Genomic DNA, 24,829 nt, shown 5'->3' with positions numbered 1-24,829 from the left:
GGATACGGCCCGCACGATTGCGACGTCCCTCCTCGGGCAGGCGACATCGCATCACACGCACGTCTACGTGTCCTGCGCCTCGACCACCCTCGCCGGAAGTTTCTTCCACGCAGCAAACGCGAGCCCCACGGCGACGGCCGCGGCCACGAGCGCGACGGCGCCCCGCGCGCGGGGGCCATCCCCGAGCAGGCCGCTCTTCCACGTCACGTCGACGAGCCCGCCGCGTAGCCCCGCGCCGGCGAGCAGGGTGAAGCCCGCGTGCGCCGCGACCGACGCCCACGCGACCCCCGTGCGCGCCCAGAGCACCGCGTAGAGCCCGCCCTGCGCGGCCGTGAGCACGAGCGCCTCCCACGACGCGCCCGGTACGAGCGCGAGCGCTGCCACGCCCGCGAGCACGGCGTACCCGATCCCGAAGCGCGGCGCGAGCCCCGCGCGCGCGGCCACGACGAGCGGCAGGCCGCGGTAGAGCAGCTCGTCCCGCGTCGCCACGGCCGCCGCGCGCAGCAGGGCAAACGCGAGCGTGCCCGAGGGGCTGCCCGCGCTCACCGAGGCGAACCCGGCGAGCACGGCCACGACGAGCGGCACCACCACGAGCACGAGTGATACGCCGAGCCCGAGGCCGATCCCTCGAAGCGCGCGCGCTCGTGGTCCTTTTCCGGTGCTCGGGTCCGGGTCCCATCGCACGCCGGCGCGGTACGTGCCGAGGTCGACGACGATCGCGCCGACGAGGGCCGCGACGAGCGGGTTGCGGCCGACGAGGACCTCGGCGAGGCGCACGGCGAGCGCGACCCCGAGCAGCCACGCCGAACCCTTGGCGACCTCGCGCGAGGGCGTCGAGGTGGGCGCGTCGAGCGGTTCGGTCGCGGAAGGCACGGGCCGCATGGTGGCATGTTTCCGCGAAGAACGCTCCGGTTCGCCGCGGGAGCGAGAGAGGCGTTGCGGGCCGGATCGCCTTGGAGTAGCTTGCGCGCGCTTTCCGCCCCGCGCGTGATTCGCGCGCGCGGATGCGAACGTGGAGAAGAGTTCCATGGTCCGAGCGCCGGCGATGCATGACAACGATCTCGATACGAGCGGCTCCGTGCTCGGGCGCGGCACGCGCGTGCGTGGTCGCGTGATGGGCGAAGGAGATCTGCGCGTGGAGGGCCACGTCGAGGGCGGCGTGAGCCTCACGGGTGAGCTCGTGATCGAGGAGGGCGCCGAGGTCTCCGGCGACGTCGAGGCCGCGGTCGTGACGATCGCGGGCACCTTGACGGGCGACGTCGCGGCGCGCGGGCCCGTGGCGATCCGCGCGTCGGCGAAGGTCTCGGGCAACCTCGGCGGCGCCGAGGTGAGCCTCGACGAGGGTGCCGAGTTCTCGGGGCGGATCGAGGCGGATTTCGAGCTGCCGGCCGAGCTTCAGGGTGGCCGCGCCGGCGGTCGGTGAAGGCTTTCAGAGGGTCACGAAAACGCTGCGACGCGCGGCGAGGGAGCGTGGAAGGTGGCGGGTACGATCATCGGCAGCGGCATCACGATCGAGGGTGAGATCACCTCCGACGAGGAGGTGGTCGTGGCCGGCACGGTTCGCGGCAAGCTGAGCGTCGACGGCGGCGTCACGGTCGAGGGAGGCGCGGTCGTCGAGGCGGACGTCGCGGCGGCTTCTCTTTCGGTCGGCGGCAACGTGACGGGCAACGTGAGCGCCTCGGATCGCGTCGATCTGCTCACCGGCGGCCGACTCGTCGGCGACGTCAAGGCGGCGCGGCTGACCATCGCGGACGGTGCCTCGTTCAAGGGCAACGTCGACATGGACGTGTGAACCGATGACGACCCCCTCGACCATCGGCCGCGGGACCACCATCCGCGGCTCCATCCGCGGCGACGGGGACCTCGACCTCCACGGCTTCGTGGAGGGAAGCGTCACCGTCCAGGGCGAGCTCCTCATCGGCGAGACGGCGCTTGTCAAGAGCGACGTGTCCGGCCGTCGCATCATCGTGCGAGGCGCGGTGGCGGGCGACATCTCCGCGACCGAGCTCGTCGTCCTCGAGCCGGGCGCGCGTGTCGTCGGCGACATCGGCGCGCCGCAGATCGGCATCCGGCCCGGCGCGCTCGTGCGAGGCAACGTCTCGACCGGCGCCCCGCTGCCGCCTCGTGTCGAGAAGCCGGCGGCTGCGGCGCCTGCCCAGGCGGCCCCGCGTGGCCGTGCGGCGGCCCCTGCGGCGGCGCCTGCGCGTCCCGTGGCCCCTCCTCCTGCCCGCGCGGCGGCCCCTGCGGCGCGCCCTGCGCCGGCGGCTGCGGCGCGTCCTGCTCCTGCGGCGCGTCCTGCGCCTGCGGCGCGTCCTGCTCCTGCAGCGCCTGCGCCTGCGCCTGTGGCCGAGCCTGCTGCGGCTGCGGCGGGCGAGGAGGCGCCGGAGAGCGCACCTGTCGAGAATTCCGGCGGCCCCCCGCCCCCGGTCGTGCCTGCGGTGCCCAAGGGTGCCAAGGCGCAGATCCGGCGCGGGAAGGGCGCGGGGAAATGAGCAAAACCGAGCGAGAGCGGCTCGTCGAGCTGCTCCGCGAGCGTTCGTTCGAGCGCAAGCGAGTCGTGCTCGCCTCCGGTCGGGAGAGCGACTTCTTCATCGACTGCAAGCAAACGGCCTTGACCGCCGAGGGGCACTTCCTCCTCGGCGCGCTCATGTTCGACGCGCTCGACGGCTTGCCGCGATGTGACGCGGTGGCGGGCGTGGAGCTCGGCGGCTGTCCGCTGGCGAGCGCGGTGTCCTTGACGAGCTTCGTGCGAGGTCGTCCGTTGCCTGCGCTGTACGTGCGCAAGGAGGCGAAGGACCACGGCTCGAAGCGGCTCATCGAGGGTGATCGCGCGCTCGTGCCGGGGCTGGCGGTGGTGATGCTGGAGGACGTGATCACGACGGGCGGGTCGACGCTGAAGGCGGTCGACAAGATCACGGCGGCGGGGGCGCGCGTGGTGGGCGTGGTGGCGATCGTGGACCGGCTCGAAGGTGGGGCGGAAGCGATCCGTCAGGCGGGGTTGCCGGTGATCTCGATCTGCACGCGGCGGGATTTCATTCCGGACGCGTGACCCGAGTGATGCTCGGGAGCGGGGTATGTCCCTCGCTCGCTTGCCCAAGCGACGCTTGTTGCCCTGGTCGGGCGGTGGCTCGCTTGCCCAAGCGACGCTTGTCGCCCTGGTCGGGCGGTGGCTCGGTTGCCCAAGCGATGGCCGGAGCCCTGGGTGTATGGTCGGTTGCTTGTCCAAGCGATGCTCGGAAGGTCGAGACCTCTCGGGCTTCGCTCCCCGGAGCGAGCACGACGACCCGGGACCCTTCACTCCGTCGCTTCTTCGTCCGGATGGGCTGGGTCGTCGAGCTTCGCGAGCAGGTCGTTGCGCCCGATGCTCGACCAGGCGGCGCGGGCGGCGTCGAGGTGGTGCTGGCGGAGGGCGTCGGTGGGGGCGAGGTCGGCGAGGCGCTTGTGGGTCCAGCCGATGGAGGAGGGTTCGGCGATGCGCTGGTAAAGGCGGAGGGCCTGCTCGAACTGGGCGCGTGCTGTGTCCTTTTCGCCGTGCGCGAGCGCGATCTCGCCGAGGTTGCGGATGCAGTTGGCCTCGCCGAGGACGTCGCCGACCTTTCGGTAGAGCGGGAGGGCCTCTTCGTAGCGGGCGCGGGCGGTGTCGTGATCGGAGCGACGGAGCGTGATGTCGCCGAGGCCCTGGATGCAGTTGGCCTCTCCGAGGACGTCGCCGACCTTTCGGAACAGCGGGAGTGCCTCCTCGTAACGAGCGCGGGCGGTGTCGTGATCGGAGCGTTCGAGCGCGAGGTCGCCGAGGCCCTTGATGCAGTTGGCCTCGCCGAGGAGGTCGTCGCCCTTTCGGAAGAGCGCGCGGGCCGCTTCGTAATGAGCGCGGGCGGTCGGGTATTCGGAGCGCTCGAGCGCAATGTCGCCGTGGCGCCGGATGCAGTGGGCCTCGCCGAGGACGGAGCCGACCGTTCGGAAGAGCGGGAGGGCCTCTTCGTACCGGGCGAGGGCGGTCGCGTGATCCGAGCGGTCGAGCGCGATATCACCGAGGCTCTTGAAGCAGTTGGCCTCTCCGAGGATGTACCCGACCTTTCGGTAGAGGGGGAGAGCCTCTTCGTACCGGGCGCGGGCGGTCGCGTGATCGGAGCGTCCTCGCGCGAGGTCGCCGAGCTTCCGGATGCAGTTGGCCTCTCCCCGCGCTTGGCCGACCTTTTGATAGAGCGTGCGTGCATCTTCGTACCGGGCGCGGGCGGTCGCGTGATCGGCGCGCCGGAGCGCGATGTCGCCGAGGCGCTGGATGCAGTTGGCCTCGCCGGGGATGCCGCCGACCTTTCGATAGAGCGTGCGTGCCTCTTCGTACCGGGCGCGGGCGGCGTCGTGATCGGAGCCGAGGGTGAGGTCGCCGAGGCCCTTGATGCAGTCTGCCTCTCCGAGGACGTCGCCGACCTTTCGGAAGAGCGGGAGTGCCTCCTCGTAACGAGCGCGGGCGGTGTCGTGCTCGGAGCGTGAAGCCGCGTTATGCCCCAGCCAGAACAACGCCTTCGCCTGCTCGCCCTCCCGCCCCTCCGCCTCGAATACCTCTACCGCCCGCGAAAGCTCCTCCTCCGCCTCCGCATACCGATACGCCCCCACGAGCGCCTGTCCCAACCGCAGCCGCAATCGCGCCGCTTCGAGCTCGGAATGCCCCGTCCTCCGCTCGAGCACACCCTGCAAGATGCCCGATAACCTCTCCACCTCGGCCGCCGCGTCCGGATCTGGAGGCTCGTACGCCATCATCCGCGCCGGAGGTTCGCTTGCCGGCTCCTCCTCGGCTCGCACGCTGATCTCGAACGTCCGCCAGCTCGTCAAATCCGGCGCGCTCGCCGACAGCGCCGTGAATACCTCGCCGAACCCCAGGATCACGAGCGGCCCAGGAATGAGCCCCGGCAAGAGATCCCGCGCGAAGTTGAAGCCCGCCAGCGCTGGCGAGACGTTATCGCCGATCGCATGCTGCTCGAGCCCCATCAGCACCACCACGCGGCGCTGGTCCTGAGCCAGCCCGAGCTCCCGCAGCCGCTCGAACGGCCATTCCGCCGCCCGTAGCGCCACCTCCACGACCTCGGGAAAATCTCCCTGCCCCGACCATTCGCGCATCCGCCCGAGCAGCTCGTCCCGCACCGCCGCCGACGAGACCCGCACGAAGATCAGAGAAAACGAGTCACTCCACGCAATCGCCCGGTAAAGCGCGTCCGCCCGCCCATCCGCGTCGATGTCGAGCGCGAGGCGGATCATGTCCCCGCGTCACGGAAGGCCCGCGTCCGCTTCGCGAACGGATGGACATCGAACCACGTGTCGCCATTGTATTCGAGGACGATGAGCTCATGAAGCAAGAGCTGCCGCAAGTCGTCGTCGAAGTTCTCCGGGAACGAGCCCGTCCGCACGACGTGATGCAGGCTGCGCAGATACCCTTTCCCCTGGAGAAACCGCTCCATTCCCCCCACGTACTCCTTCACGGCCGCATCCACGTCGTCTTTCGTGAGCCGGAGCTCCGGCTTCATCAGCGCCGCCTGCGCCACGATCTTCAGCAGATCCCGCAAGCACCCACCCGACTCGGCGATGGCGTGGCGACGAGCCCCTTCGTCCGCGAATACCACGGCGCAGTCGATGCGGCGCGCGAGGAGCCGCTCCAGCGCGGCCACCCCTGCTTCGTTCGGCTGGTCCGTCCCTCGATTGCGGATCGCGATCATGGGCAGCACGACATCGCCGGGGCTACGGAAAGCTTGTCGGAGCCGTCCCTGCGTGAAATGCAGCGACACCGGCACGGTCACGATGAGGTGCACCGCGACCTCCTGGATGATCGGCAGTTGCTCCAGGAAAAACAAGTCGTGCGTGGTGCGCTTCGTCCCGTCCTGGAGCGGCAATCGCTCCACGCGCTCGAGGTTGTCCGCGATGATCACCACGTCGTCCGTGCCATGGTTCGCGAGCGGCGGCCGGAGCGCCTGCAAGAGCTCGTTCAACCCCTCCACGAGGGACATGATGTGCTTGTGGCTCACGGCCCGGAAGCGCTCGGGGACGGACGGCGACCTCAAGACGCCGAGCTTCATCTTTGCGGTTCCGATCGGGACCTCCGCCTCCAGCGTGATCCCGATCTCCTTGAACCACGCCGTGAGATCCTTCCAGATCTTCTTCGCGGTGGCCGTCGTGCTCACGAGCTTGCCGAGCAGCGGATCATCGAGCACGGCCGTGAAGATCGCCGTGATGAATTCCGGGAGCTGGACGTCGCGGGCGTTCAGGTAGTCCTGTACGTCGATGACGAGGGGGTGATACTCGACGTCGTCCTTGTTCTTCTTGAGCTCGCCCGCGAGCCAGTGGAGCTCGCTCGATTTTCCACTGCCCGGATGACCGCTGAGGAGCTGGACCTGATAGTCCCCCGGGAGCGCGCCGCGGATGCACTCCTCCATCCGACGGATGCGATCGCCGCCGCGCACGCTCGACAGGTCTTCTCGCAGCACGAGGAGATCTTTCCCTGCGAGCTCGATGCGAGGATTACACGCAGCCCGAACGTCCCGCGCCGTCCGCGCAGGCAACTTCAACTGTTCCGAGAGGACGATCCGGGGGTTCACGGCCATACGCCGCCACTCTGCCCCAACCGCCCCCGCCTGCCAACCTTCGCGCCCGCTACTCCGCCGCCACCGCCACCTTCGGCAGCAGCGGAAACCCGAGCGCCTCCCGCTGCGCCAGGTAACTCTCCGCCACCAGCCTCGCGAGCCCTCGCACCCGACCGATGAACCTCTGCCGCTCGGTCACGCTGATCGCCCCGCGTGCATCGAGCACGTTGAACCGGTGCGCCGCCTTCACCACGAAGTCGTAGGCCGGCAAGACGAGCGCCTTCTTCGGGTCCGGCTTCGCGCCCTTCGCCGTCGCGTCCACCCCTCGGAACAGGAGCCGCTTCGCCTCCGACTCGCACTTGTCGAAGGCCGCGAAGTGCTCCTCCACGTCGGCCTCCTCGAAGTTGTACGTCGACCACTCCCACTCGGCGCGCTGGTAGATCTCGCCGTAACGCACCACGTGCCCGCCCGAGCGCGAATACGCGAGGTCGTAGACGCTGTCCTTGTCCTGCAGGTACATCGCGATCCGCTCGAGCCCGTACGTGAGCTCGCCCGAGATCGGCTTGCAGTCGATGCCGCCCACCTGCTGGAAGTAGGTGAACTGCGAGATCTCCAGCCCGTCGAGCCACACCTGCCAGCCGAGGCCCCAGGCGCCGAGCGTCGGCGACTCCCAGTCGTCCTCGATGAACCGCACGTCGTGCTCGAGCGGGTTCGTGCCGAGCGCGCGAAGCGACTCCAGGTAGAGCTCCTGGATGTTCAGCGGGCTCGGCTTCAGGATCACCTGGAACTGGTGGAACTGCTGCAAGCGGTTCGGGTTCTCGCCGTAGCGGCCGTCGGCGGGCCTGCGCGAGGGCTCCACGAACGCCACGTTCCACGGCTCCGGCCCGAGCGCGCGGAGGAACGTCGCGGGGTTGTACGTGCCTGCGCCGACCTCGGAGTTGTACGGCTGCACCACGAGGCAGCCGCGCTCGGCCCAGAAGCGCTGGAGCGTCAGGATGATGTCTTGGAACGTCATGGCGACGCGCAAGCCATAGCCCAGCCCCGAGCGCTCGTCGACGCCGTCCTCACGACCCCCGATCCGAGGTCTGTCGAGCCATCCTTGGTATTCACCGTCACGTTACCAAAAAAGCTCCCGTTTTCCCTTGCGTGGCGGCGAGAAAGGATAGACAATCCTTGTACACAAACTGAACGAACATAGCACAAGCCGTCCACCCTGGAAAACGGGCTTGACGCCCCAACCGATGAGCGATACCCGACATGACCAGGCGACAAAATAGTGACGCTCGTGTGGTGAGTCACCTCGGAGCCCGAGGGAGAGAGCGGTTCTCGGTGGTCCGGCCCGAGGACAGCCGCGCCCGTCGGCCCAGCGGACTGAGCTTGCTCGAGGGGGCCTTCGCACGCACACGGAAGGACGGTCCCATGCCGCGTATCCTGATCATCGACGACGACGCGGCCTTCGGCGCGAGCGCGGTGCGCACGCTGGAGGGGGCCGGCTTCTCGGCGCGTTTTCACCGCGGCCCCTTCGGCAGCCTGCAGGCCATCCGCGAGTCGCTCTGCGACGTCGTGTTGCTCGACGTCAACATGCCCAAGCTCGACGGCCCCCTGCTCGTCCGCATGATCCGCGACGCCTTCGGCCTCGGCAGCGTGAAGGTCCTGCTCTGCAGCGACATGGAGCCCGGGCCCCTCGAGCGCCTCGCCAAGGTGATGGGCGTGCACGGCGCGGTGCCCAAGCAAGTCCATGGCGCCGAGCTCGTCGACCAGGTGCGCGCCGCGCTGCCGCGGAGCGCGACGGCCTGATCGCTCAGCCGTACTGTTTCTCCAGCGCCTTCTTGTCGACCTTGCCCGCGCCCGTGCGCGGCAGCTCGGCCACGAACACGATCGACTGCGGGACCTTGTACTTCGCGAGCCGCGCGCGGCAGTGGGCGAGGATCGGCTCGGCCTCGGCCTTCGCTCCCGGCGCGAGCACGACGACCGCCCGGCCCACCTGGCCCCATTTCTCGTGCGGCACGCCGATGAGCGCCGCCTCCCGGACCGAAGGGTGCCCCAGGAGCACGGCCTCGACCTCGGCCGGATACACGTTCTCCCCGCCGGAGATCAGCAGATCCTTGCTGCGCCCCGCGATGTAGAAGTGCCCCTCGTCGTCACAACACGCGAGATCACCCGTCCGGAGCCAGCCGTCACAGATCACCTTCGCCGTCTCCTCGGGCCGGCCCCAGTAACCGCCGAAGACGTGTGGCCCGCGCACCTCGAGCTCGCCGACCTCGCCCGGACGAACGGGCTCGCGCGCCGCGTCGACGATCCGCGCCTCCACGAAGAACAGCGGCGCGCCCACGGAGCCGACCTTCCGGCGCACGTCCGCGGGCGGCAGCCAGAAGTTGTTCGGCCCGGCCTCGGTCAGCCCGTAACCCGTCTTCAGGTCGATCCCTCGCTCCCAGTACGTCTGCATCAGCGGCTCGGGGCAAGGCGCGCCGCCGCTGATGCAGATCCGCAGGCGCCGGAGCTCACCCCCTCCGAACCTCGGGTGCTGCGACAGCGCGAGGAACATCGTTGGCACCCCAAAAAACACCGTCACGCCCTGCTCCTGCGCCCCCGCGTGGACCTCGTCCGGATCGAACACGCGACAGACCACGGACGTCCCACCCGCGAGCACGAGCGGCGCCGTGAAGACGTTGAGCCCGCCCGTGTGGAAGAGCGGCGCGTTCAAGAGCGCCACGTCGCTCTGCGACAGACCCCAGCTCGAGATCGTGTTCACCGCGTTCGCCGTGATCGACCGGTACGTCAGCATCGCGGCCTTCGGCGTGCCCGTCGTGCCCCCCGTCCCGCAGAGCACCCAGGGTTCGTCCCAGCCGATCGAGAGCGCGGGCGGCGGCCTGTCCGTCGCGGCGTCACGTTCGGCGAAGTCCACGTCGTCGCCCCGGGCCCGCGAGGCGCCGCGCATCGCCACGAACACGCGCGGCACGAAGCTCGACTCGCTCTGGAGCGCCTCGCTCGCCGCTGCGAAGTCCGGCCCGTAGACGAGCACCTCCGGCGTCGTCGCGGCGAGGTAGGCGCCGAGCTCGCCCGGCGTGAGCCGGTAGTTCAGCGGCGTGAAGATCGCGCCGACCTTGCCGCAGGCGAACCAGAGATCGAGCATCGCGACGTCGTTCATCGCGAGCGCCGCGACCCGATCGCCGCGCCGCACCCCGAGCCGATCCCGGAGGAAATGTGCCGTGCGGTTCGCCGTCCTGTCCCACGCCCGGTACGTCACGGCCCGCCCGCCTCGTGTGTTGTCGAGCAGCGCCACCTTGTCCGGGGAGAGCGCCGCGCGTCGTCCGAGCCAGTCGCCGAGGTGCATGCCGCCCTGCGTAGCAAAGCCCCGCGCGCGCTGGAATGGCTCGCGTGCGTTGTTGCGGCGCAACAACCCATTGCGATCCGGACGATCGGAGTGTACGACCGTCCCCATGGTCGTGAAGAAGTACGGCAACCGGAGGCTGTACGACACCGAGGCGAGTCGTTACGTCACGCTCGAAGAGGTGGAGGCGCGTGTCAGGCGTGGCGATGACGTCGAGGTCGTCGACGCGAAGACCGGCCGCGACCTGACGCAGGCGACGCTCGCGCAGATCATCCTGGAGAGCCGCGGCGCCGCGCGCCTCTTGCCCGTGCCGCTCCTGCGCCAGCTCATCCGCATGGGCGACGACGCGCTGGCCGAGTTCTTCGAGCGCACGGTGATCTGGGCCCTCGACATCTACCTGCTCGCGAAGAAGGGCGCGCGTGTCTTCCCCATCGGCCCGCTCGGCGCGTTGCCCCTGCTGAACGCGATGCTCAGCGCCGGGAGGAGCACGCCCTGGACCTCGCCGCGCGATCCCGAGCCCGAGGAGCTCGCGCCGCCGCCGGACCTCGGGGGCGCCGTGAACCTGAGCGACGCCCGGGACGACCAGGCCGAGGAGATCGCCGCCCTCCGCCGCGAGCTCGACGAGCTCAAGCGTATCGTCGCCAAGAAGCGCCCCTAGCCCCGAGCTTTGTTGCGCCGCAACAAAGTTTGCTTGACAGCCGCGAGGGCTCGTTTTAGGTTCGGCTCCCGAAGGACGGGATTCTCCTGCGTTTGAAGGCGAATCTTGCTGTCGCGAGGAGCTTGGGATGAACGAGCGAGGGGATTCGCAGGTGCAGCAAACCCGCGAGGTCTTCCGGGGACGTACCGATCCGGCGGACGGATCTTCCGACATCTTCGAGGAGCTCGACGCGCTGGAGACGGCGACGGCGGCGCAGCTCGGGGTGATGCTCCGGGGCATGGCGCGTATCGGCCAGGTGTCCCTGCTGTACGGCGCGCGTATCGCTGCGGAATGGCAGCGCATGGCGCTCGAGGCGACGAGGCGCGCCGGCGAAACGTTCGGCGCGCCTTTCCTTTGAGCGACCTTCCAAGCAAAGACGAGCTCGCGTAAGCTCGGCTCTGTCCGGGCGGAGCCAGAGAGACGCGCCGGCGAGCGGAGAAAAGAGCATGTACATCGGGGACTGGATGGAGCGTGGTGAGCGGTATTTCCCGGAATCGCTCGCCGTCGTCGACGTGGCCAAAGGAGAGCGCGGGCGTTTCTCGTATCGCGAAATGAACCGCCGCGCGAATCGCCTCGCCGGCTTCTTGCGCGACGAGGCCGCGGTGTCGAAGGGCGATCGCGTGGGGATCCTCGCGATGAACGGCGTGGAGTTCCTCGACGCGTTTTTCGCCTGCGCCAAGCTCGGCGCGGTGCTCGTGCCGTTCAACTGGCGCAGCCATCCGCGCGAGATCGCCGAGCTCGTCTACCAGACCGAGCCGAAGGTGATGCTCTTCAGCGACGATTTCCGCGCCGGTATCGGCGAGATCGCAAGACTGTCTCCGTGCGCGTCCGTGAAGACGTGGCTGCACCTCGACGGCGAGGGGATCGAGGGGAGCCTCGACTATACGACCGCGGTGCAGGCGCGCGAATCGCGGCCCGTGAAGAACGACGCTGTCGAGGCCGAGGACATCGTTTGCCTGCTCTTCACGGGCGGCACGACGGGCCTGCCGAAGGGCGCGAAGATCTCCTACCGGATGATCGCGTGGAACACGCTGAACACGGTGATCCACGAGCTCTCGCGCGGCGACGTGACGCTCACGCACACGCCGATGTTCCACACGGGCGCGCTCTTCGTCTACACGCTGCCGCTGCTCACGCTCGGCGGGACGGTGGTCATCATGCGCAAATGGACCGCCGACGACATGCTCTCGCTGATCGAGCGCGAGAAGGCCACCTTGCTCTTCTGCGTGCCGACGCAGTACCAGATGATGATGCAATCGCCGCGCTTCGAATCGGCGGACCTCTCGTCCTTGCGCTTCTTGACGAGCGGCGGCGCGCCCCTGCCCGTGCCGATCATCCGCGCGTACCGGGAAAAACACGGCGTCGTCTTCAAGCAGGGCTTCGGCATGACCGAGTTCGGCCCGGGGATCTTCTCGATGGATCCCGAATACGCCGAGACGAAGGCCGGCAGCATCGGCAAGCCCAACTATTTCATCGACGCGCGGATCGTGGACGACGACAACCGCCCCTTGCCCGTGGGCGAGGTGGGCGAGCTCGTCCTGAAGGGCCCGAGCGCGTGCTCCGGGTATTTCAACAACCCCGAGGCCTCGCGGGCGAGCGTGGACGAGGAGGGCTTCTTCCACACGGGCGACATGGCCCGCGTGGACGAGGACGGGTTCTATTACATCGCCGACCGCAAGAAGGACATGTTCATCTCGGGCGGCGAGAACGTCTACCCGGCCGAGATCGAGAAGGTCCTCTACGAGCACCCCGCCGTGGCGCAGGTCGCGGTGATCGGCGTCGCGGACGAGAAATGGGGCGAGGTCGGCCGGGCCATCGTCGTCACGAAGCCCGGACAGACCGTGACCGAGGAGGCGATCCTGGCGCATTGCCGGGACAACCTCGCGAAATACAAGGTGCCGAGATCGGTCCTCTTCGTGGACGCGATGCCGATCTCGGCGGCCGGCAAGATCCTGAAGAGAGAGCTCAAGGAAAAATACGCGCGATAAGGCGCGAGAAGAGAGGATGCCGTGGCAAACGAGACCACGAGTTCGAAGAAGCAGCCCAAGCTCCTGACCCGCGTGGTGAAGGGCCTCGGACACTGGCTCGGGCCGGAGACGCCCACCGGGAAGGCGTTCGTCGCCGCCGAGAAGGGCATGACCCGGGCGTTCGATCGCCTCGGGAGGAGCGAGCGATTCCTGAACCTCGCGGGCGGCGCCCTGAACCGCGCCCTGCGCGCCCGCGCGGCGTACGTCGAGGCCCAGGAGAACTGGCTCCACCTCTTCCGCCTGCCCACCTCGACGGAGATGGACGACCTGCGCGAAGAGGTGAAGGACGTCCGCTATCAGCTCGAGGCGGTCTCGTCCCAGCTCGAGGTGGTGATCGAGGCGCTCGAGAAGAGCCGCCGCGAGCCACAAGGGTCCGAGGCCGCGCGCCCGAACGTCAACGGCAGCGCCGCGGCCGATCGGCCCTCCTGACGAGAGGAAGGACGGAAAGAGTCATGAGCACGCAATCCACCACGCAGCGCCTCCGTTCCTTCGTGGAGGGGCAGATCGACATCTCGCGCGAGATCATGCAGGCCGCGCAGAACGGCTCGATGAGCCCGTACCACTACGTCAAACCGTTCATCCTCCGCGCCGCGGACGTCGGCGAGCCCCCGCTCGCGGCGACGCCGCACAAGGTGGTCTACACGAACGGCAAGATGCGGCTGCTCCGCTTCGAGCCGAAGGTCCGCAAGCACGCGACGCCGATCCTCTTCGTCTACTCGCTGATCAACCGCTATTACATCCTCGACTTCCTGCCCGGCCGGAGCCTCATCGAGTTCATGGTCGGCCAGGGCTACGACGTCTACGCGATCGACTGGGGCACGCCCGGCGCGGCCGAGCGGCGGATGGGCTGGGACGACGTCCTCGACGTGCTCATCAAGAACGCCGTGAAGTGGACGCTCCGGCTGAGCGGCGCGAAGGACCTGACGATGTACGGCTACTGCATGGGCGGCACGATGGCGCTCGCGTACGCGTCGCTGCACCCGCAGGGGCTCCGCAATTTCGTGGCGCAGGCGACGCCGGTCGATTTCCACGAGGGCGGGGTCTTCGCCGAATGGACGAAGCCGAGCCGCTTCGACGTGGACGCGCTCGTCGACGCCTACGGCAACGTGCCGATCGACCTCATGGAGACGGGCTTCTCGTCGATGGCGCCGATCCAGCGCATGACGAAATGGCTCGAGGTCTTCCGCCGGATCGACGATCGCGACTTCGTGACCACGTTCCTCGGCATGGAGCACTGGGCCTCGGACAACGTCGAGTTCCCCGGCGAGGTGTACCGGCAATACATCAAGGATTGCTACCAGTACAACAACTTCTGCAACGGCCGGATGAAGGTCGCCGGGCAGACGGTGGACCTCTCGATGATCAAGGTGCCGCTGCTCAACATCATCGCGGACAACGACACGATCGCCCCGCCGAAGTCGAGCGAGATCCTGAACGGGCTCGTGAGCTCCACAGACAAGGAGATCATGCGCTTCCCGGTCGGGCACATCGGTCTGTCCACGTCGAGCAAGGGCCCGAAGCAGATCTGGCCGAAGATCGCCAGCTGGATCGCGAAGCGCAGCGATCCCTTCACGGAAGCCTGATCCGTCAGGGGTTCGGCGGCGGGGCCACGTGGAACTGGAACTGGCCCGGCCGCGGGACCGGGGGGGTTTGTCCGAGGCGAGGCGGATAAGGCGCGAGGGGCTCGAGCTCGGCGATGAGCGAGTCGACGAACGGGTCGGGCCCCTGCGCTTCGCGGATGCGACGCAAGGCCGGCAGGTTGTGCGCGCAGACCGGGAAGGCACCCCAGGGGCAACCCTTGCAAGGGTCGTCGAGGCGCCGCGACCGCAGGCGCAAAGCCGCCGTGCCGAGGGCGAGCGTCGTGACGACGAGGCCCACGCGAATGGCCCAGCCAACCAGGCTGTTCGGGACGAGCCAGGCCGCGCCCGCGACGAGGCCGAAGCCCACGCCGAGCAAGAACCGCGCGGGGATCTTGTACCAGCGGCGCTGGACGAACGGCTGGAAGAAGGTCGGCACCACGCAGCCGAGGGACGCGACGGCGACCCAGAAGGCCGTCGTGAAGTCGCGCGCGGGTGAAACCACGAGGAGCGCGACGAGCGCGACGCCGATCCCGGGGTACATGCAGGCGCAGCCCAGGCACAAGGGCACGCCAAACGGGCGGACGAGGTGATGATCGTGCCGCCCGCAGGTCGGATGATGAGCGAAGGAAGGATAACGGCCGAGCTCGCTCAGCGCGAACGCAGCCGGAGCAACCCCCGCGAGCTCGAGCCTGCGCGGGGATTGCTGATCAGCCACGCTTGAAGACCAGCACGGCACAGCGCTTCGGGCAGAACGGGCCGAACGCGCTCCGGACGTCCATGAACACCTTGTCGAGGACAAAGCCTTGCGCCGCCATCTGGTTCGAGAGGTCGGCGATCTTGCTGTGCTCGATGGTGCCGCCGCAGCCGGCGTCGATCGTCATGACCTGAAACGAAGCGCCGCCTGCCTGCGCGCCAGCGTAACCACCACCATAACCGGGATTCTGTTGCACGACCGTGATCCTTTCCTGAAAGGAGACGAGGCGCACGCTACGTCCGAGACGGGGCGCAAGTCAACACCCTCGCGACGATCACCGCGACGTTGTCTACGCACCGTCACCCCGCCGTCCGATCTGCTCCAGGGTCGCCGTGCCCCTCGGCCGTCGCTCGGCGCCACTCGGCGCCTCTGCACCACGACCGATCGTCGCGCTCACTTCGGCGGTTCGAGGGGCGCGCACGTGGAGACGCCGGCCCCGACGATCCGGAAGCCGATGTTCGTCATGTATGCGTTGTCGATGGCGCCCGTCGCCGGGTCGTACTTCGTCACGTTCGAATTGCCGGAGCTCGCGGCATACAGGTAAAACGAGCCGCCCCAGAACGAGAACGCCCACGCCGAGGGCGTCGTGAGGCCCGTGATCGCCTCGGGGTTCGTCACGGCGCCCGTCGCCTTGTCGATCTGGCCGACCTGCACCGGGCTCGTCGTGAAATACCCGTAGAGCCGTCCGTCGCCCGTGCCCGTGAGCTCGGCGCTCTGGCCCGTGAACGTCCCGGGGGAGAAGTTCGCGATCGTCTCGACGCCAAACGAGGCGGGGTTGATCCTCCCGAGGCCGGGGCTATTGCCCAGGCCGATCGTGCCCGTGCCCGTGATGTAGAGCGACTCGCCCATCCCCCCGTCGTTCGTGGAGAAACCCATTCCGACGCGGAACCAGTTCGAGATGAGCTGCACGGTGGGCGCCGGCTGGCAGCTCGCGTCCTTCGTGCTCACCTTGTAAATCACGCCGTTCGTGTCGTCACCGAAGAACGGGTCGGACTCGACGTAGTTCACCCAGGCGACCGCGTCCCGATCGACGGCCATCGAGTTCGGCTGCATCGTCGTCTGGCAGCCGAGCGTGCCGATCTTCGTGAATTGTTTGGTCGGCGGATTGAAGCTGTAAAGCTCGTTCGCGTCGGAGAGCACGTAAATCAGCTTCGCCGCGTCACTGCAACTGTCGCCCGGCACGCCCCCGCCGCTGCCGCCCGCGCCCGGGATGAAGCCGCCGCCCTCGCCGCCTCCGCCCTGGTTCGCGGCGGCGCCGGCGCCGCCGTCCCCCGAGCCGCCCGCATTCTCGAAGCCATTGTCGCCACCCGTCGCGCTGCAGCCGACGGCGAGGCCGATCCCAAGCAAACCCAAGCAAACCCAAGAAAGCTTCATGTCGCTCACCTCCGAGCCGGGGCAGTATATCCGAGCGCGCCGCCCGCGAGAGGCGCGGCTTTTCAAAATCGTCACCAGACGACGGCCGTGGGGGAAGCTCGATCCGCGGTCGTGCCGTCGCCGACCTCACCGGCGCCATTTCCGCCCCAGCATCGCATCGCGCCGCCCTCGAGCATCACGCACGTGTGCGCGCCGCCCGCCGAGAGCGCGCGTACGCCCGCGAGGCCGGGCACGTCGACGGGGGCTTTTCGCGCCTCGGTCGTGCCGTCGCCGAGCTGGCCTCGATCGTTCTTGCCCCAGCACGAAACGGCGCCACCTGCGCCGAGCGCGCAGCCATGCTCGGCCCCGAGCGCGATCGCCGTCGCGCCGGTGACCCCTTGGACCACCACCAATTCGGCCCGCGCCTCGGTCGTGCCGTCGCCGAGCTGCCCCGCGCCATTGTCGCCCCAGCAGCGCGTCGATCCGCCCTCGAGCAGCGCGCAGCCGAACGCGTCGCCGAGCGCGATCGCGATCGCCCCCTCGATCCCCTTGACGGAGACGAGGCGCGGGCTCGGGCGCGGGCCGGGCCTGGGTTTGGCGGAGGGCGCGGGCGCGCGAAAATTGCCGAGCTCGCCGCTCTCGTCGTCGCCCCAGCAGGCGACCTGACCGCCCGGCCCGAGTGCGCAGGCGTGCCTGCCGCCGAGCGTGATCTTCGTGGCGCCGAAGAGGCCCGCGACGGGTGATGGCGCGCCGCCCGGGGACGCGGGCAGAGGGGAGGGGACCTCGCTCGCCGGGGGTTTGCCCGCGGACGCCTGGGGTCTCCCGCCGAGCTGGCCGCGATCGTTTTTGCCCCAGCAGACGACCTTGCCGCCGCCGACGATCGCGCAGGTGAACGCCGTTCCCGCGGCGATCGCGGTCGCGCCGGCGAGGCCGAGGACGGGCGTCGGCGCGCGCGGGCCCTCGGTCGTGCCGTCGCCGACCTGCCCGAAGGTATTGTGGCCCCAGCAGAGCGCGGTGCCGTCGGCGCGCCGCGCGCAGGCGTGCGCGCCCCCGAGCGCGAGCTCGACCGCGCCCACGACGCCCGCGACCGGAGGCGCCCCGAGCGAGCCGCGCCGCACGCCCGAGGCGCCGAAGCATCGCGCCGAGCCGTCCTCGAACAGCGCGCACGTGTGCACCCCGCCGGCCGCGATTTGCCGGATGCCCACGCAGCCCTTTCCCCTGCAGATCGGGCGTCCTTCGGGGCAGGCCGCCTCTCCCCACGCGCCCTCCGCGCTGCACGTCGCGACCGCGTTCCCCTCGCACCGCTCGGCCCCCGGCAGACACGCGCCACACGCGCCCTTGCCGTTGCACACGCCGCTCTCGCCGCAGGCCTCGCCGATCTCGACCGGCACGTGGACGCGGGCGCCCTCCTTGCAGGCCGCGGCCGTGCACTCGTTGCCGTCGTCGGGGGGAACGTCGAGGTCGTCGTGGATCTCCACCGACATGCCATTGCCGTTGCATACCCGCATGCGGCAATCGCCCGGCTCCTGCTCCTGCACCACGGTGTTCTCGGCCGCCGCGACCATCGCGCACTCCTGCTCGAAGCAGGTCGAGACGATACAAGGGTTCTCCGACGGCGGGCAGTCCATCGCGTGGAAACACGGGACCGGCTGCGTCGGGTTCTCCGCGATCCGGAGCCCGCAGCCGGCGGCGTGGAGCAGCCCTGCCGCGAACACGAGCGCGAAGGCGCCTGGCAGGAAAAAAATGTGCGCTCGCTCCCGCATGCTCCCGCGACTCTATCGAAGTCGGCCCGCTCGCCGCAAGGGTGGTCCGCCTCGATCACGAAGGCGCGGCGCCGCGAGGCGACGCTTGGCACGCGTGGCCCGTTTCTGTATCGTTTCCGCCCCGATCGTGGGGGAGTGAGCGCGAGCCATGGAAGAGACGACGAGCCCGAGACGCGCCGGCTGGGGCAAGGTGGCCGAGGTCCCGGAGAGTGACGCCGAGCCGGCCCGGCGCGTGATGGACCGCGGAAGGACGATCGCGCGTGACGTGGGCGCGGCGATCGAAGGTCGCGTCGGGCCCGCGGCGGATCGGGCGGCGCGGGCCGTGAAGAGCGGCGCCGGCACGGCCCTGCGCGCGCTCGAGGATCCGACGGCGGCGCAGGTCTCGGAGATCCTCGCGCAGGCCGATCTGCCCGCGCTCGCGGGTGAGGATCCGCTCTCGGAGCTCGCCCTGCGGCTCGACCGGGAGGCCGATCTGCACCGCGGGATCGCGATGCGGCAGCTCGCGCGGGCGGCGTGGATGGATCGGCTCGGCGCGATCGGCGTGGTCGTCGCGCTCGTGGGGATCGTGGTCCTCGCCTCCATTGCGGGGTTTCGGGCCCTCTTCGCCCCCGACGGCGCCCTCCACGTCTCGCTCCTCCTTGGCGTCGGGGCGCTCCTCCTCTTGCTCGGCGCCTCCGCGACGTTCCGCGCGACCTCGCGGATCCGCGGCAGCCAGGCGCAATCGGCGCGCGAGGCGCTCGCCCGCGCCGACCTCGCCGAGGCGCGCCTGCACCGCGTCGCGGCCCTGCTCGCCTTGCGCGAGCTCGATCCGGAGGCCTACGCCGCCACGATCCGGGACCTCGAGAGGGACATGCGCGCATGACCGCCGACATCGAATCACTCGAGCGCCTCGCAGGCGCCCTCTCCGCCGGGCTCGCCCGTGATTTCGGGGGCCCGGCGTTCCCGAATCCGGAGGGCTATCGCTGCAAGGGCGCGCGCCTCCGCACGTTCCGCCGAACCGTGCCCGTCGTCGAGCTCGAAATGGAGGGGCGGACCCTCTCGTTCATCGTCACCCCCACGGACCCGGCCGAGCCCGCGTATCGCCGCTCGGATCGGTACGACATCGTCTATTTCTCCGAGGACGTGCCCGACGGCGAGCAATCACGCATTTATGCCCGCGACCGCGCCACGATCGATCACTTCGTCGCGTGGGTGAAGGCCTGGGACGCGGCCGGGGGAGCCGCTTGAGCTCGATCGAAACGGCGCTCGCGCGGGAGGACTCGTCCGGGGTGGAGATGGCCCTCGTGCCCCTGCGGCTCGGGGGGTTCTCCTGCAAGGTGATCCTGCTCGAGGGCGAGGACAAACTCTCGGCGCGCTTCGAGGCGAAGGGCAGCGCGGACTGGGTCGAGGTCACGGTCCTGCCGCGTGGCGCCCCCGGCCCCGTGTTCCGGCGGCTCGCGTGTTGCTCGGTGCGTTACCGCGGCGCGCTCGCCGCGCGGACGCCCGAGCGGCGCGAGGAGGTCTCGCGGCTCGTGATGGCCGTCGCGGCCTCGATCGACGCGCTGCTCGAACGAAACCCCGGCCGGACGCTCGCCGAGGCCCTCGGCCGCGCCCGCGAAGGGGGCCGCCTCGTCTTCGGCCGCGACGGGCTCCGGGCCCTGTTATCGCCGGAGATCGTCGAGGGCGCGCCCGCCGCCTCGGGCTTCTCCCTCGTCGACGTCTATCCGAGCTCGTACCTGCAGAAGTCCCACGACGGCGGGCTCGAGCTCGTCCTGGATTTCCGCCGGGAATCGGACGCCCGGCGCCTGCTCCTCCTCGTGGGGCGCCGCGACGACACGAAACCTGCGTTCGCCACCACGGCCCATTTCTCCATCAAGCACCTCGCGCTCGGCGCCGCCGATCCCCCCGGCGCGGACGAGCTGCGCGCGCTCGTCGCGTTCGTCCTGCAATTGCGCGACCACGCGGGCCTCGACGTGGTTTTTCCGGACATCCTCTCGGACGTCGCCCCTGCGCTCCTGCCCCCGGCCGCCTCCGACGAGGGCGAGCCCTCCGCGGGCGACGAGGTCCTGAACCTCGCGATCGACGCCGATTGCGGGCAGTCCTGCGCCTTCTGCTCGATCAAGGAGACCGCCCCGCCCGAGGACGGCGGCGACCGCGTGCTCGCCCGGCTCTTCGCCGACCTCGAATCGAACCGGCGCCGCGGCGTGCGCGCCGTGCGCATCAATGGCTACGACCCGCTCGCCCATTCGCGGATCCTCGACGTCCTCCGACGCGCGCGCGACCTCGGCTACCGCACCGCGCACGTCTTCTCCCCGTGCACCCGCCTCGCCGATCCGGCCTTCTGCGACGAGGTCCTCGCCGCCCTCCCCGAGGACACACGTTTCCACGTCCCCCTCTATTCGACGAGCCCCGCGGCGCACGACCGGATCGTCGGCCGCGAGGGCGCGCACGCGCGGGTCCTCCGCGCCATCGACAACCTCCTCGCCCGCGTCCCGGCCGGATCCGTGTGGATCCTCTGCGTCGCGACCCGCGAGGGCGCGCTCGAGCTCGAAGGCGTCGCTCGATTCGCCGCCGAGCGCGGCTTGTCCTTCTTCCCGCACATGCCCTACCCGAGCTTCGAATCCCGCGCCGACCGGTATTTCTCGTCCGCGCCCCGCATGACCGACGTCGCGGAGGCCATGGCCGGGGCGCTCGCGCGGGGCGTGCGTTTGAACGTGCAGGGCGTCGTCCCTTGCGTGGTGTTTCGCCGCATGCGCGACGGCGCCGTGCCGCCGCGGGCCTGGCTCGACGCGCCCGCCGAGCGGCCTCCGCTGCCCGGCACCGAGTACCGGGACGCGCGCTTCCGCCACCGCGCCGGCGAGGCCGAACACGCGGCCTTCCACGCCTCGGCGATCCCTTGCCCCCACGAGGCCCGGTGTGTGCTCGCGTCCGCTTGCCCGGGCGAGGTCCTGCGCAGTTATGCCGAGCTCCACGGCCTCTCCGAGCTTCGGCCCGTCTCGCTGCGGGAGCTCGTCGACGCGAGCTGATGCGACGTCGACGCGCCGAAAAACTGCGCTAGAACGCGCCCTTGCGGCCGAGCGGACACGACCGCGACGCCAGAACCTCTTTCAACGGCCCGCGCGTTTGGTCTAGGATGCGCGAGCCGGTCTCACCCCATGCTCGTCACAGGCGCCTTGTTCCACGACCGTTACCGTGTCGTCCGCAGCATCAAGGCGGGCGGCATGGGCGCGGTGTTCGAGGTCCACGACGAGAACACGAACCGCAGGCGGGCCCTCAAGGTCATGCACCCGGCCGTGCTGGAAAATTCGGTCATGCGTGGCCGGTTCGCGCAGGAGGCCACGGTCACCGGCGGCATCGAGAGCGAGCACCTCGTGCAGGTCCTCGACGCGGGCGTGGACACCACGAGCCAGCTCCCCTTCCTCGTGATGGAGCTGCTCGTCGGCGAGGAGCTCGGCGGCATGGTCAAGCGCCGCGGCCCATTGCCCGAGGCCGAGGTCGTCCTCTACCTCTCCCAGGTCGCGCTCGCCCTCGACAAGACCCACGCCGCGAACATCGTCCACCGCGACCTCAAGCCCGAGAACCTCTTCGTCACGACCCGCGACGACGGCCGGGCCTGCGTGAAGATCCTCGATTTCGGCGTGGCCAAGGTCGCCGTCGCCACGACGCTCGCGCACACGACGGCCGTCGTCGGCACGCCCCTCTACATGGCGCCGGAGCAGATCAGCGGCGACGCCGGGATCCGGGCCTCGGCCGATATCTATTCGCTCGCGCACGTCGCTTATACGCTGCTCGTCGGCGAGGCCTACTGGCGGCCCGAGCTCCTGCAGCTCCCGAGCGTGTATGCCCTCTTCGGCAAGATCATCGCCCCGGAGCTGCCCGAGGCGCCCACCGCGCGCGCAGGTCGGCGCGGCGTCCAGCTCCCGCACGGGTTCGACGAGTGGTTCCGCAAGGTCGGGGCGCGCGAGCCCAGGGAGCGACCCGAGCGGGCGAGCACGGCGATCGCCCACCTGGCCGAGCTCTTCCGCATCCCGGTCTCGGTCTCGGCCTCGGTCACGCCGCCGCCGCCTGGGTCCCTCCTTCCCCTCTCCGAGCTCCCGCCGCCCTCGCAGGCGACGAGCCGGCGCCTCTCCCAGCGCCCCCCCGCGCCATTACCCCGACCGAGCCGCGACCGGCTCCGCGACGACCCCACGCCGCCCCCGAGCGCGCCTGCGCCGAACAGCCAGCGGCCTCGATCCCGGTTCAGCGACATCCCCGTCTCGTTCGAGCCGACGCTGCGCAGCGAGGTGAAGGGCGTGCTCGACAAGCAGGGGCTCACGGAGACCCTGGAGGCCGAGTACAAGTTCAGCGCGAGCATGAGCGTCCCCTTCTCCGTGTTGCTCTTCCACGTGCATATCAAGGAGAGCGTGCGGCCGCGGCCCGTCCCGCAATGGGGCCTCGACCGAACGATCGCGGAGCTCGTCCACCTCGCGCGCGCGCTCGGCCCGGAGCGCTCGACGATCGGGCGCTGGGACAACGAGACGATCGTGGTCGTCGTCCGCGCCTCGCTCGGCATCACGCTCTCGCCGAGCGAGGCCCGCGACATCGTCGCATTCGTGGGAAAGCAGCTCGCGGGGAGGGAGGAGCTGCCCGAGGTTCGCGGCGGTTATTCGCAATGCTGGCTCACCGACCGCTCGGGCATGGACGCCCTCGACCGCGCGCGGTTCTCGATGAAGCCTTTCAATCGCTGAGCCCCGCTCGGCGCGGATCCCCCTCCCACCTCGCCCTCGCCCCCGTCTGCGCATCGCGCACATCCCTCCGACCGTCCCCGCGGTCACCTCCGCGCCCCGCAGACATCCCTCCGGGCCCACCCGCGACCGTCTCTGACGTGTGCAGACATGTGTCCGACCACACCCGCGAGGGGCTCCGATCCGCGCAGAGGTCCCCGCGTCCTTGGGCGGATGCCCTTCTGCGCTGCGCAGAAGCCCCTCCCGCCTCGCCGGGGCGTCCTTCTGCAGGGTGCAGAACACGTCCCGGCCCTCCGCGGGAGCGCGTCCGCGGATTGTCCCACTTGACGCGTCGGAAAAGTGCAAGATACACTCGCGGGCCATGTCTGACGCAGCGTCACGTATGCAGGCCGTGCTCGACGAGTACGCGGAGAACATCGAGCGGTTCAAGCGCGGGGAGATCACGCCGGATCAGTTCCGTCCGCTACGGCTCGGGATGGGCGTGTATGCGCAGCTCGCGCGGGTGAAGAACATGCAGCGGATCAAGGTCCCGGGCGGGCGCATGACGGCCGCGCAGCTCGAGGCCGTCGCCGAGGTGACGGAGCGCTGGGCGCTCGGGCTCGCGCACGTCACGACGCGTCAAGACATCCAGCTCCACCACCTCGAGCTCGAGGAGACGCTGGAGCTGCAGCGCGTGCTCGCCCGGGCGGACGTGACCGCGCTCGGCGCTTGCTCCGATGCGGTGCGCAACGTGACCGCGTCGCACCTCGCGGGTGTCGCGCCGGACGAGCCGTTCGACGTCTCGCCCCACGCGCACGCGATCACGCAATACTTCCTCTTCCACCCGCACAACCGCAGGCTGCCGCGCAAGTTCAAGATCGCCCTCACGGGCAGCACGCGCGACCACGCGCAGATCATGATCAACGACGTCGGCCTGCTCGCGCGGGTGACGGACGCGGGGCGAGGTTTTTCGGTCTATGTCGCGGGCGGGCTCGGCTCGACGCCGGAGATCGCGCACCTCTGGCGCGAGTTCATCCCCGAGCGGGACGTGATCGCCGCGTGTGACGCGGTGATCCGGGTCTTCCACCGGGATGGGGAGCGCAAGAATCGCAAGAAGGCGCGCCTCAAGTTCCTGCTGCGCAAGCTCGGCGCGGCGGAGTTCATGAAGCGGCTCGACGACGAGCTCACGAAGATCAAGGCCGAGGAGGGCGCGAAGATCGAGGCGGATCTCGACCGGTATCTCGGCGAATACAAGGACGAGGAGGCGCCGCCGCCGGCCCCGGGCGGCGACGCGATCGGCGACGGCGCCTTCGCGCGCTGGAAGAGGACGAACACGCTCGCGCAGACGCAGCCCGGCTACCGCGTGGTGACGGTGAAGCTGCCGCTCGGCGACATCACGGCCGAGCAGATGCGCAGGCTCGCGGCGCTCGCGCGCGAATACGGCAACGGCGAGGTCCGCACGACGAACACGCAGAACTTCGTGATGCGGTTCGTCCCCGAGGGTCACCTCGTGGCGCTGCACCGCGCGCTCACGCAGATTGGCCTCGCCGAGCCCGACGCCGGGCACATCACCGACATCGTGGCCTGCCCGGGTGCCGATTATTGCTCGCTGGCGATCACGAAGAGCATGGGCGTCGGCGCCCGCGTGCGCGAGCACCTCTCGGAGAGCGGCAGCCGCGCCGAGGCGGACGATCTCGTGCAGAAGATCGGCGCCTTCGACATCAAGATCTCGGGCTGCCCGAACTCGTGCGGCCAGCACCACGTGGCCGACATCGGCATGACGGGCCTGATGGTGAAGGGCAAGGACGGCGTGGAGCGCCCGCATTATTCATTACGCGTCGGCGGCGGCTGCGGCCCGGACGCGAAGATCGGCGACCGCCTCGACGGCCGCGTGCCCGAGGAGGAGACGCCCAAGGTGATCGCGGCGATCGCGAGGTATTACGTGGAAGGGCGCGCCGAGGGCGAGAGCTTTCGAGAATTCGTGGGGCGCAAGGGCGCGGGCGAGATTGGCAGGATCGGGTTCGCGGCGGCGGCGGACGTGATCTGAACGAACACCGGCGCCGTATCGGC

24 protein-coding genes are annotated in these 24,829 nt (G+C 69.9%); 15 read left to right on the top strand and 9 right to left on the bottom strand.

Going from position 1 to position 24,829, the window contains the following annotated elements; all coding sequences use genetic code 11:
• Positions 1-63 precede the first annotated feature (63 nt).
• Positions 64-873: a CPBP family glutamic-type intramembrane protease gene (locus GF068_RS12700; RefSeq protein ID WP_153819613.1), complete on the bottom strand. Its 810-nt coding sequence runs from the start codon at positions 871-873 to the stop codon at positions 64-66.
• 154 nt (positions 874-1,027) lie between these two features.
• On the opposite strand from GF068_RS12700, the gene GF068_RS12695 reads away from it, so the two are divergent.
• From GF068_RS12695 to pyrE, 4 genes are read left to right on the top strand one after another with little or no spacing between them, the layout of a single operon-like run.
• Entirely contained in the window at positions 1,028-1,423 is a 396-nt protein-coding gene (locus GF068_RS12695) for a bactofilin family protein (RefSeq protein ID WP_153819612.1), read from the top strand.
• Positions 1,424-1,477: 54 nt separating this feature from the next.
• Positions 1,478-1,792 (top strand): bactofilin family protein, encoded by a 315-nt coding sequence (locus GF068_RS12690; RefSeq protein WP_282425111.1) that lies wholly within the window; start codon positions 1,478-1,480, stop codon positions 1,790-1,792.
• A gap of 4 nt (positions 1,793-1,796) precedes the next feature.
• Positions 1,797-2,492 carry a bactofilin family protein gene (locus tag GF068_RS12685; protein WP_153819611.1) on the top strand — a complete coding sequence of 232 codons (696 nt, stop codon included), beginning with the start codon at positions 1,797-1,799 and terminating at the stop codon, positions 2,490-2,492.
• The gene (gene pyrE / locus GF068_RS12680; RefSeq protein ID WP_153819610.1) at positions 2,489-3,049 is read left to right on the top strand and encodes an orotate phosphoribosyltransferase; all 561 of its coding nucleotides are present in this window, start codon (positions 2,489-2,491) and stop codon (positions 3,047-3,049) included. The genes GF068_RS12685 and pyrE overlap by 4 nt, the downstream gene beginning before the upstream one ends.
• A gap of 245 nt (positions 3,050-3,294) precedes the next feature.
• On the opposite strand, the gene GF068_RS12675 is transcribed toward pyrE, so the two are convergent.
• The 3 genes from GF068_RS12675 to glyQ form a co-directional block, all read right to left on the bottom strand.
• Positions 3,295-5,256: a tetratricopeptide repeat protein gene (locus GF068_RS12675; RefSeq protein WP_206079460.1), complete on the bottom strand. Its 1,962-nt coding sequence runs from the start codon at positions 5,254-5,256 to the stop codon at positions 3,295-3,297.
• The gene (locus GF068_RS12670; protein ID WP_153819609.1) at positions 5,253-6,476 is read right to left on the bottom strand and encodes an AAA family ATPase; all 1,224 of its coding nucleotides are present in this window, start codon (positions 6,474-6,476) and stop codon (positions 5,253-5,255) included. Before GF068_RS12670 ends, GF068_RS12675 begins: the two co-directional genes overlap by 4 nt.
• Before the next feature lie 166 nt (positions 6,477-6,642).
• Positions 6,643-7,587: a glycine--tRNA ligase subunit alpha gene (gene glyQ / locus GF068_RS12665; RefSeq protein WP_153819608.1), complete on the bottom strand. Its 945-nt coding sequence runs from the start codon at positions 7,585-7,587 to the stop codon at positions 6,643-6,645.
• Between the two features lie 404 nt (positions 7,588-7,991).
• Between glyQ and GF068_RS12660 the strand changes: the two genes are divergently transcribed.
• Positions 7,992-8,369, top strand: coding sequence for a response regulator (locus GF068_RS12660; protein WP_170319446.1), 378 nt, complete (start codon positions 7,992-7,994; stop codon positions 8,367-8,369).
• A gap of 4 nt (positions 8,370-8,373) precedes the next feature.
• On the opposite strand, the gene GF068_RS12655 is transcribed toward GF068_RS12660, so the two are convergent.
• The gene (locus tag GF068_RS12655; protein WP_153819606.1) at positions 8,374-9,906 is read right to left on the bottom strand and encodes an acyl-CoA synthetase; all 1,533 of its coding nucleotides are present in this window, start codon (positions 9,904-9,906) and stop codon (positions 8,374-8,376) included.
• A 106-nt stretch (positions 9,907-10,012) separates the two neighbouring features.
• Between GF068_RS12655 and GF068_RS12650 the strand changes: the two genes are divergently transcribed.
• The 5 genes from GF068_RS12650 to GF068_RS12630 all read left to right on the top strand — a co-directional run bounded on the left by GF068_RS12650 (position 10,013) and on the right by GF068_RS12630 (position 14,210).
• On the top strand, positions 10,013-10,561 hold the full coding sequence (locus GF068_RS12650; RefSeq protein WP_170319445.1) for a polyhydroxyalkanoate synthesis regulator DNA-binding domain-containing protein: 549 nt from the start codon (positions 10,013-10,015) through the stop codon (positions 10,559-10,561).
• Between the two features lie 127 nt (positions 10,562-10,688).
• The gene (locus GF068_RS12645) at positions 10,689-10,958 is read left to right on the top strand and encodes a hypothetical protein (RefSeq protein ID WP_153819604.1); all 270 of its coding nucleotides are present in this window, start codon (positions 10,689-10,691) and stop codon (positions 10,956-10,958) included.
• 88 nt (positions 10,959-11,046) lie between these two features.
• Positions 11,047-12,588 (top strand): acyl-CoA synthetase, encoded by a 1,542-nt coding sequence (locus GF068_RS12640; RefSeq protein WP_153819603.1) that lies wholly within the window; start codon positions 11,047-11,049, stop codon positions 12,586-12,588.
• Positions 12,589-12,609: 21 nt separating this feature from the next.
• The gene (locus tag GF068_RS12635; protein WP_153819602.1) at positions 12,610-13,056 is read left to right on the top strand and encodes a hypothetical protein; all 447 of its coding nucleotides are present in this window, start codon (positions 12,610-12,612) and stop codon (positions 13,054-13,056) included.
• Between the two features lie 23 nt (positions 13,057-13,079).
• Positions 13,080-14,210: an alpha/beta fold hydrolase gene (locus GF068_RS12630; RefSeq protein WP_153819601.1), complete on the top strand. Its 1,131-nt coding sequence runs from the start codon at positions 13,080-13,082 to the stop codon at positions 14,208-14,210.
• 4 nt (positions 14,211-14,214) lie between these two features.
• On the opposite strand, the gene GF068_RS12625 is transcribed toward GF068_RS12630, so the two are convergent.
• The 4 genes from GF068_RS12625 to GF068_RS12610 all read right to left on the bottom strand — a co-directional run bounded on the left by GF068_RS12625 (position 14,215) and on the right by GF068_RS12610 (position 18,077).
• Positions 14,215-14,922 carry a hypothetical protein gene (locus GF068_RS12625; RefSeq protein WP_153819600.1) on the bottom strand — a complete coding sequence of 236 codons (708 nt, stop codon included), beginning with the start codon at positions 14,920-14,922 and terminating at the stop codon, positions 14,215-14,217.
• Positions 14,915-15,157, bottom strand: a complete 243-nt coding sequence (locus tag GF068_RS12620) for a hypothetical protein (protein ID WP_153819599.1) — start codon at positions 15,155-15,157, stop codon at positions 14,915-14,917. The genes GF068_RS12625 and GF068_RS12620 overlap by 8 nt, the downstream gene beginning before the upstream one ends.
• 197 nt (positions 15,158-15,354) lie before the next feature.
• A complete protein-coding gene (locus tag GF068_RS12615) occupies positions 15,355-16,335 on the bottom strand; it encodes an NHL repeat-containing protein (protein ID WP_153819598.1) in 981 nt (326 codons plus the stop codon).
• 71 nt (positions 16,336-16,406) lie between these two features.
• Positions 16,407-18,077 (bottom strand): RCC1 domain-containing protein, encoded by a 1,671-nt coding sequence (locus GF068_RS12610; RefSeq protein WP_153819597.1) that lies wholly within the window; start codon positions 18,075-18,077, stop codon positions 16,407-16,409.
• 148 nt (positions 18,078-18,225) lie between these two features.
• Between GF068_RS12610 and GF068_RS12605 the strand changes: the two genes are divergently transcribed.
• The 5 genes from GF068_RS12605 to GF068_RS12585 all read left to right on the top strand — a co-directional run bounded on the left by GF068_RS12605 (position 18,226) and on the right by GF068_RS12585 (position 24,806).
• Positions 18,226-18,939 (top strand): hypothetical protein, encoded by a 714-nt coding sequence (locus GF068_RS12605; protein WP_153819596.1) that lies wholly within the window; start codon positions 18,226-18,228, stop codon positions 18,937-18,939.
• Entirely contained in the window at positions 18,936-19,304 is a 369-nt protein-coding gene (locus GF068_RS12600) for a hypothetical protein (RefSeq protein WP_153819595.1), read from the top strand. Before GF068_RS12605 ends, GF068_RS12600 begins: the two co-directional genes overlap by 4 nt.
• A complete protein-coding gene (locus GF068_RS12595; protein ID WP_153819594.1) occupies positions 19,301-21,082 on the top strand; it encodes a radical SAM protein in 1,782 nt (593 codons plus the stop codon). The genes GF068_RS12600 and GF068_RS12595 overlap by 4 nt, the downstream gene beginning before the upstream one ends.
• A 129-nt stretch (positions 21,083-21,211) precedes the next feature.
• A complete protein-coding gene (locus tag GF068_RS12590) occupies positions 21,212-22,783 on the top strand; it encodes a serine/threonine protein kinase (protein WP_153819593.1) in 1,572 nt (523 codons plus the stop codon).
• A 358-nt stretch (positions 22,784-23,141) separates the two neighbouring features.
• A complete protein-coding gene (locus GF068_RS12585; RefSeq protein ID WP_153819592.1) occupies positions 23,142-24,806 on the top strand; it encodes a nitrite/sulfite reductase in 1,665 nt (554 codons plus the stop codon).
• Positions 24,807-24,829 lie beyond the last annotated feature (23 nt).

It is taken from the genome of Polyangium spumosum (assembly GCF_009649845.1).
Classification (GTDB): domain Bacteria; phylum Myxococcota_A; class Polyangia; order Polyangiales; family Polyangiaceae; genus Polyangium; species Polyangium spumosum.
The sequence above is the reverse complement of the archived record's forward strand: the minus strand, read 5'-3'. Positions and strand labels throughout refer to the sequence as shown.

Bases quoted from the DNA above. Each gene is read 5' to 3' on its own strand.
- GF068_RS12695 (WP_153819612.1), top strand. From the start codon at position 1,028: ATGGTCCGAGCGCCGGCGATGCATGACAACGATCTCGATACGAGCGGC.
- GF068_RS12685 (WP_153819611.1), top strand. From the start codon at position 1,797: ATGACGACCCCCTCGACCATCGGCCGCGGGACCACCATCCGCGGCTCC.
- pyrE (WP_153819610.1), top strand. From the start codon at position 2,489: ATGAGCAAAACCGAGCGAGAGCGGCTCGTCGAGCTGCTCCGCGAGCGT.
- GF068_RS12675 (WP_206079460.1), bottom strand. From the start codon at position 5,256: ATGATCCGCCTCGCGCTCGACATCGACGCGGATGGGCGGGCGGACGCG.
- glyQ (WP_153819608.1), bottom strand. From the start codon at position 7,587: ATGACGTTCCAAGACATCATCCTGACGCTCCAGCGCTTCTGGGCCGAG.
- GF068_RS12660 (WP_170319446.1), top strand. From the start codon at position 7,992: ATGCCGCGTATCCTGATCATCGACGACGACGCGGCCTTCGGCGCGAGC.
- GF068_RS12655 (WP_153819606.1), bottom strand. From the start codon at position 9,906: ATGCACCTCGGCGACTGGCTCGGACGACGCGCGGCGCTCTCCCCGGAC.
- GF068_RS12650 (WP_170319445.1), top strand. From the start codon at position 10,013: ATGGTCGTGAAGAAGTACGGCAACCGGAGGCTGTACGACACCGAGGCG.
- GF068_RS12645 (WP_153819604.1), top strand. From the start codon at position 10,689: ATGAACGAGCGAGGGGATTCGCAGGTGCAGCAAACCCGCGAGGTCTTC.
- GF068_RS12640 (WP_153819603.1), top strand. From the start codon at position 11,047: ATGTACATCGGGGACTGGATGGAGCGTGGTGAGCGGTATTTCCCGGAA.
- GF068_RS12630 (WP_153819601.1), top strand. From the start codon at position 13,080: ATGAGCACGCAATCCACCACGCAGCGCCTCCGTTCCTTCGTGGAGGGG.
- GF068_RS12615 (WP_153819598.1), bottom strand. From the start codon at position 16,335: ATGAAGCTTTCTTGGGTTTGCTTGGGTTTGCTTGGGATCGGCCTCGCC.
- GF068_RS12610 (WP_153819597.1), bottom strand. From the start codon at position 18,077: ATGCGGGAGCGAGCGCACATTTTTTTCCTGCCAGGCGCCTTCGCGCTC.
- GF068_RS12605 (WP_153819596.1), top strand. From the start codon at position 18,226: ATGGAAGAGACGACGAGCCCGAGACGCGCCGGCTGGGGCAAGGTGGCC.
- GF068_RS12600 (WP_153819595.1), top strand. From the start codon at position 18,936: ATGACCGCCGACATCGAATCACTCGAGCGCCTCGCAGGCGCCCTCTCC.
- GF068_RS12590 (WP_153819593.1), top strand. From the start codon at position 21,212: ATGCTCGTCACAGGCGCCTTGTTCCACGACCGTTACCGTGTCGTCCGC.
- GF068_RS12585 (WP_153819592.1), top strand. From the start codon at position 23,142: ATGTCTGACGCAGCGTCACGTATGCAGGCCGTGCTCGACGAGTACGCG.